We start from the raw sequence: 6133 nt of genomic DNA on the forward strand, positions 1-6133 counted from the left end.
CTCGTTTTAAAGGTGAATCAGCCTCAGGCAGGCGTAAAAAAGGCCTGTGCGAAGACACAGGCCTGACCAATGGAGAAGGGGTGCTTGGCGGCTAGGACCACTCGCGCCGGTTGTTCTCCACCCAGCGTTGTTCCGAGGCCTGCAGGTGCATGCGCAGCGCGGTCTGGGCCGCCAGGACATCGCGGCTCTCCAGGGCGCGCAAGATGGCTTCGTGCTCCTGCAATGCGGTGGCCCAGGTTTGACCCGATTCCGAATGGGCGCTGAGCCGGGCCGAGATGGGGCTGTGGCGTTCGTCGAACAGCTCGCCCACCAGCCGCTCCAGCACGGTGTTGCCGGTCATGGCGGCAATGGTCTGGTGGAACTGGCGGTCAAACACCAGCGGGGAGCGGTTCTGCGCCATGGCCGCCAGCATGTTGTCCAAGATCTGGCGCAGCGCGGCCAGGGCTTCGGGGGTGGCCTTGGCGCAGGCCAGCATGACCACGGTGCCCTCGATGGCGGCGCGCGCCTGCATCAGTTCAATCGGGCTGTCGCCCATGGCGGCCAGGGCCTGGGGCTTGCGTTGTGCCTGGTTGCAGACATACACGCCGGCACCCATGCGCACCTCCACGCAACCTTCGATTTCCAGGGCAATCAGGGCTTCCCGCACCGAGGGGCGGGACACGCCCAGCTGCTGGGCCAGGTCGCGTTCCGGCGGCAGGCGCATGCCGGCCGTGTAATTGCCCTTGTCGATGAAGGTGCGTATCTGGTCGGCAATTTGTTGGTACAGCCGACGGTTGTCGACCTGTTTGAGTTGGTCCAGCATGGGTCCTCCGCGTGGGCGCAGTGTACGCGACTGCCGTATGGCAACGCAGTTTTGAGGCAAGTAGGCCTGACCAATTTGCCTTTTGCTACACTGGCCTTACCAATTTTCAATTTCAGACCCGTTCCGAGGTCCAGGAGACAGTCCATGACATCCCCCGCCCCTGTATTGATACAGCTCAGTGACCAGGACAACGTGGCGGTGGCCCGCCAGCCGCTGGAGCCCGGTCAGCGCCACCAGGTGGCGGGCGCCGCGGTGGTGGTGCGCGATGACATTGCAGCCGGCCACAAACTGGCCCTGGTGCCGATTGCCAGCGGCGAGCGCGTTCTCAAGTACGCCCAGACTATTGGCCTTGCCACGCGCGACATTGCGGTGGGCGAACATGTGCACGTGCACAACGTGGCCATGGTGCCTTCCCAGGCCGGGCATGCGGCCGGTGGGGCCTATGCGTCCACGTTGCCCAGCAGCGAGTCCGCTATGTTTCAGGGCATCGTGCGGGCCGATGGGCGCGTGGCCACCCGCAACTACCTGGGCATCGTCTCCAGCGTGAACTGCTCGGCCACGGTATGCCAGCGCATCGCCCAGCACTTCACGCCCGAGGTGTTGCGCGCCTTCCCGAATGTGGATGGCGTGGTCGCCATCACCCACGGCCAGGGCTGCGGCATGGCCGGCAGTGGCGAGAGCATGGACGTGTTGCGCCGCACGCTGCGCGGCTATGCAGACCAACCTAACTTTGCCGGCGTGCTGGTCATGGGCTTGGGCTGCGAGGTGAACCAGGTCGCCGGCCTGGTGCAAGACCTGCCCGAGCGTGCACCGGGCCTGTTTGCCACGCTGAAGATTCAGGACGCAGGCGGTACGCGCGAGGCCATTGCGGCCGGCATCGCCGCGCTGGAGCAGATGCTGCCCATCGCCAACCGCGCCACGCGCGAGCCCGTTAGCGCCCGGCACCTGACTGTGGGCCTGCAGTGCGGCGGCTCTGACGGCTACTCCGGCATTACGGCCAACCCGGTGCTGGGGGCGGCGGTGGACCTGCTGGTCCGCCACGGGGGCACGGCCATCCTGTCCGAGACCCCGGAGATTTATGGCGCCGAGCACCTGCTGCTGGCGCGCGCGGCCTCGCAGGCGGTGGCCGACCGGCTGGTCGCACGGCTGCAGTGGTGGGAGGACTACACCCGGACCCATGGTGCGGACATGAACAACAACCCCTCCCCGGGCAACAAGGCCGGGGGCATCACCACCATTCTGGAAAAATCGCTGGGTGCCGTGGCCAAGGCCGGCAGCACCGGGCTGATGGAGGTCTACGAATACGCACAGCCCGTTCGCGCGCAGGGCCTGGTGTTCATGGACACGCCGGGCTACGACCCCGTCTCGGCCACGGGCCAGGTAGCGGGCGGGGCCAACCTCATCTGCTTCACCACCGGGCGCGGCTCCACCTACGGCTGCAAGCCCACGCCCTCGCTCAAGCTGGCCACCCACACCGCGCTGTTCGAGCGCATGCGGCTGGACATGGACTTCGACGCCGGCACCGTGCTGGAAGGCTCGCAGACCATTGCGCAGGCCGGGCAGCAGCTGTTTGAACTGATGTTGGCCACGGCCTCCGGCCAGGCCACCTGCAGTGAACAGAATGGTTTGGGCGACAACGAGTTTGTGCCCTGGCAGCTCGGGGCCGTGATGTGAGCGCGCCCCATGTGGTGACCGTGGGCGAGGCCATGGCCTTGCTGGTCGCGCAAACGCCGGGGCCGCTGGCGGCGGTGGAACACTTCAGCCGAACCAGTGCCGGCGCCGAACTCAATGTGGCCACGGGCCTGGCCCGCCTGGGTTGGCGCGTGGGCTACATCAGCCGAGTGGGGGCCGACCCATTTGGCGATTACCTGCTGGCCATGCTGGACCGCGAAGGCATAGACCGCAGCCATGTGCGGGTGGACCCGAAGTACCCCACCGGCTCCATGCTCAAGTCCTGCGAACCCGATGGACGCGACCCGCAGATTGCCTACTTCCGCCAGGGCTCGGCCGCGAGCCACCTGGGGCCGGAGGATGCGCCGACTGGTGGCCTGCAGGGCGTGCGCTGGCTGCACCTCACCGGCATCAGCGTGGCGTTGTCGGACAGTGTGCGTGCGTTGGTGGAGGCCCTGGTACAGCAGGCGCGGGCGGCGGGCACCGCCGTGTCGTTTGACCCGAACCTGCGGCCCCGGCTGTGGGCCTCGCAAAGCGCCATGGTGGCCGGGCTCAATGCCTGGGCGGCGCAGGCGGACTTGGTGATGCCGGGCCTGTCCGAAGGCCAGCTACTTACGGGGCAGACTACCGCGCAAGACATTGCTAGCTGGTACCTGGACCGGGGCGCGAAACAGGTGGTCATCAAGCTTGGGCCGCAGGGTGCCTACGTGGCCAGTGCGGCAGGGCGCGCCACGGTGCTGGGCTTTGAGGTGCCACGCGTGGTGGATACGGTGGGCGCGGGCGACGGTTTTGCCGTCGGCGTGCTCAGCGCGCTGCTGGACGGGCAGAGCCTGGTCGATGCGGCGCTGCGCGGCAATGCGATTGGCGCGCGCGTGGTGCAGTTTGTGGGCGACAGCGAGGGGCTGCCGAACACGGAGCAATTGGCAGCTGCTTTGCAGGCACCAGGGCGCTATTGATTTGCTAGCTGTTTGCGCAATATCGACGAGGGCTAGAGGCCAAATTGGCTCTTAACGCGGTGCCAGAATGGCCATGGTGATGCGCGACACACAGTTCAGCTCACCCGCGTCATTGCGCATGTCGATCTGCCACACATGGGTGGTGCGCCCGATATGAACCGGACGTGCCACGCCGGTGACCCAGCCGGTTTTCACACCTTTGAGGTGGTTGGCGTTGATGTCCAGGCCTACGGCGCTGTGGCCCTCGGGGCTGGCGTAGAAGGCGCCGCAGGAGCCCAGGGTCTCCGCCAGCACTACCGATACGCCGCCGTGTAGCAGGCCGTAGGGCTGGTGGGTGCGGTGGTCCACCGGTACGCGGGCTGTGAGGTAGTCGTCGCCCACCTCCAGAAACTCGATGCCCAGGTGGGCGATGGCGGTGTTGTGGCCGCTGGCTTGCAGGGCTTCCACGGTGACGGGTTTTTGCCAGATGCGCATGGGTTTCTTCTCTGAATGGCTGTGGCTTGCACTATACGCAGCGTGCGGCGGGCCGGCTGTCCGCTGGGCGCCGCTTCACCTGCGCTTCACAGGCCGTCCCTACAATGCCCGGACCTATTTCAGGGAGAAAAACCATGCCTTTCGCCGGACTCGGTCTGCACATTTTGGTGGCGCTGTTCTTTGCCGTGCATGCGGTGCGCAGCGGCCAGCAGATGTACTGGCTCATCATCCTCTTCTCGTTTCCCTTGCTGGGCAGCGTGGCCTACTTCTTCGCCATTTACCTGCCTGATTCGCGCCTGCAGCGCGGCGCGCGCAAGGTGGTGGCCAGTGCGGCCAAGGCCCTGGACCCCACACGCGAGCTGCGCGAAGCCCGTGCCGCCTTCGACTACACGCCCACCGCGCAGAACCAGATGCGCCTCGCCGCCGCCCTGCTGGCGGGCGGGGATGCGCAAGAAGCCGCCCTGAACTACGAAGCCTGCCTCAAGGGCCCGTTTGCCTCGGACCTGGACATCCGCCTGGGCGCGGCGCGCGCCTACCTGGCCTGTCAGCGCGCGGCCGAGGCGGTACAGCACCTGCAGTTTGTGCGGCAGACCGATGGGGCGTTCCGTGCCGAAGAGGTGGCGCTGTTGCTGGCCCAGGCGCTGGCGGCCGCGGGCCGACAGGACGAAGCCGGTGCCGAGTTTGCTGCTGCGGCCGCGCGCTTTGGCAGTTTCGAAAGCCGGGCCGAGTACGCCATCTGGGCCGCCCAGAAAGGTGACCACGCCACGGCCTTGGGCCTTCAGACTGGCTTGCAGGCTGACATGGAGCGCTGGAGCCGCCACACGCGAGAACTCAACCAGGCCTTGCTGCGCCGTCTGAAGGCGGCCTTTGACCAGGCCGGGCTGCGCTAAAACCTGGAATTGCTATCAATAGGCTAGCTGCCCGCGCAAATTCCATGCGGGCTGTCTGCCAATTTAACGCCTGAACTTGCCCGTGGCGGAGATGATGGACAGGTCGGCAAAGTCCAGGCCGGTGTGGTCGGTCGGGCTGAAGGCCAGCGTGAGGCCGCCCAGGTCGTAGCGGCCCATGCCGTCCAGCGCCTGCACCAGCTTCTCGCGCGTGGGTTTGGGGCCGGCGCGGCGCAAGGCCTCCACCAGCACCTTGGCCGACACAAAGCCTTCCAACATGGCCGGGCTCACGTCCGCAATGTCACGGGCCCGGGCCATCTGGGTGGCTTCTTGCACCACGGCGTAGTTCATGGACTGGGGCAGCACCTGGCTGACGATCACGCCGCGCGCGTCATCGCCCAGCAGCTTCACAAAGCCGCCCGAGGCGTTGTTGGACAGGGTGACAAACTGCGCGCCGCTGCCAGCCGCCTTGAGTGCCTTGATGCCATCCACCACGGCCGTGCCCGAACCGATGACCACCACCGCCTGCGGCGTGAGTTTGGCCATGGCCGGGGCAATCTGCGAGAAGTCGGGTTTGCTGCGGTCGAACTTGGAGACGGCGACTGCCGTGAGCTTGGCGGCAGCCAGGCCCTTCTGCGTGCCCTCCAGGCCATCGGCGCCAAAGCTGTCGTCCACATGCACCACGCCAATGCGGGTCACGCCCGTGGCCGTCAGGTGGGCAATGGCGCGCTCGGCCTCACGCTGGTAGGTTGCGCGCACATTGAAGACATGCTTCTTCAGCGGCTGGTGCAGCACCATGGCTCCGGTGGAGGGCGCCAGCAGCGCCACGCCATGCTGGTCCAGCATGGGGATGATGCCTTCGGTGTGCGGCGTGCCGCGTGTCATGAACAGGGCCAGCACACCACGCTGCTCGATCAGCTCGCGCGCATTGGCCAGGGCTAGCGCGGTGTCGAATTTGTCATCCAGCGTGATGAGTTCGATCTTCTCGCCGTGGACGCCGCCCTTGGCGTTGGTGGCGTCCAGGTAAAGCTGGGCCCCCAGGCTGGCCTCTTTCACCGTGGCCGCCACCGCACCGGTGACGCCCACAGTCTGGCCGATCTTGATTTGTGCCCCTGCCAGCCCGCTGATGCAGGCTAGGCAGAGTCCGAGCAGGGAGTGGTGGAGGGAGCGCATGCTCAGTCGTCCACGAAAGCCTCTTCGCGCTTGGCCTTGATGGAAGGCATAAGCACCACAACCAGGAGCAGCACGGCAGCCGCCAACAGGGAGGCCGACAGAGGCCGCGTCAGGAACACACTCCAGTCCCCACGGGACAGCAGCAGCGCCCGACGCAAATACTCCTCCAT

At 66.6% G+C, this 6133-nt stretch carries 6 protein-coding genes and 1 pseudogene; 3 read left to right on the plus strand and 4 right to left on the minus strand.

Features of this window, described 5'->3' with window-relative positions:
* Positions 1-91 precede the first annotated feature (91 nt).
* Positions 92-802: a FadR/GntR family transcriptional regulator gene (locus AC1RNN_RS10700; RefSeq protein ID WP_493088867.1), complete on the minus strand. Its 711-nt coding sequence runs from the start codon at positions 800-802 to the stop codon at positions 92-94.
* A gap of 144 nt (positions 803-946) precedes the next feature.
* On the opposite strand from AC1RNN_RS10700, the gene AC1RNN_RS10705 reads away from it, so the two are divergent.
* Entirely contained in the window at positions 947-2476 is a 1530-nt protein-coding gene (locus AC1RNN_RS10705) for a UxaA family hydrolase (RefSeq protein ID WP_493088868.1), read from the plus strand.
* Positions 2473-3429 carry a sugar kinase gene (locus AC1RNN_RS10710; protein WP_493088869.1) on the plus strand — a complete coding sequence of 319 codons (957 nt, stop codon included), beginning with the start codon at positions 2473-2475 and terminating at the stop codon, positions 3427-3429. Before AC1RNN_RS10705 ends, AC1RNN_RS10710 begins: the two co-directional genes overlap by 4 nt.
* A gap of 51 nt (positions 3430-3480) precedes the next feature.
* Here the strand turns inward: AC1RNN_RS10710 and AC1RNN_RS10715 are convergent, their stop codons facing one another.
* On the minus strand, positions 3481-3903 hold the full coding sequence (locus AC1RNN_RS10715; protein ID WP_493088871.1) for a hotdog fold thioesterase: 423 nt from the start codon (positions 3901-3903) through the stop codon (positions 3481-3483).
* Between the two features lie 134 nt (positions 3904-4037).
* Here AC1RNN_RS10715 and AC1RNN_RS10720 point away from each other — a divergent pair, with 134 nt between their 5' ends.
* Positions 4038-4793: a hypothetical protein gene (locus tag AC1RNN_RS10720; RefSeq protein WP_493088872.1), complete on the plus strand. Its 756-nt coding sequence runs from the start codon at positions 4038-4040 to the stop codon at positions 4791-4793.
* 63 nt (positions 4794-4856) lie between these two features.
* Here the strand turns inward: AC1RNN_RS10720 and AC1RNN_RS10725 are convergent, their stop codons facing one another.
* Complete coding sequence (locus AC1RNN_RS10725; RefSeq protein ID WP_493088874.1) at positions 4857-5963, minus strand: ABC transporter substrate-binding protein; 1107 nt, start codon at positions 5961-5963, stop codon at positions 4857-4859.
* A 2-nt stretch (positions 5964-5965) separates the two neighbouring features.
* Positions 5966-6133: pseudogene (locus AC1RNN_RS10730) on the minus strand (tripartite tricarboxylate transporter permease); the annotation flags it as partial.

It is taken from the genome of Rhodoferax sp. GW822-FHT02D07 (assembly GCF_058802405.1).

Excerpts from the sequence above, each read along its gene's own strand:
- AC1RNN_RS10700 (WP_493088867.1), bottom strand. The coding sequence starts at position 802 with ATGCTGGACCAACTCAAACAGGTCGACAACCGTCGGCTGTACCAACAA.
- AC1RNN_RS10705 (WP_493088868.1), top strand. The coding sequence starts at position 947 with ATGACATCCCCCGCCCCTGTATTGATACAGCTCAGTGACCAGGACAAC.
- AC1RNN_RS10715 (WP_493088871.1), bottom strand. The coding sequence starts at position 3,903 with ATGCGCATCTGGCAAAAACCCGTCACCGTGGAAGCCCTGCAAGCCAGC.
- AC1RNN_RS10720 (WP_493088872.1), top strand. The coding sequence starts at position 4,038 with ATGCCTTTCGCCGGACTCGGTCTGCACATTTTGGTGGCGCTGTTCTTT.
- AC1RNN_RS10725 (WP_493088874.1), bottom strand. The coding sequence starts at position 5,963 with ATGCGCTCCCTCCACCACTCCCTGCTCGGACTCTGCCTAGCCTGCATC.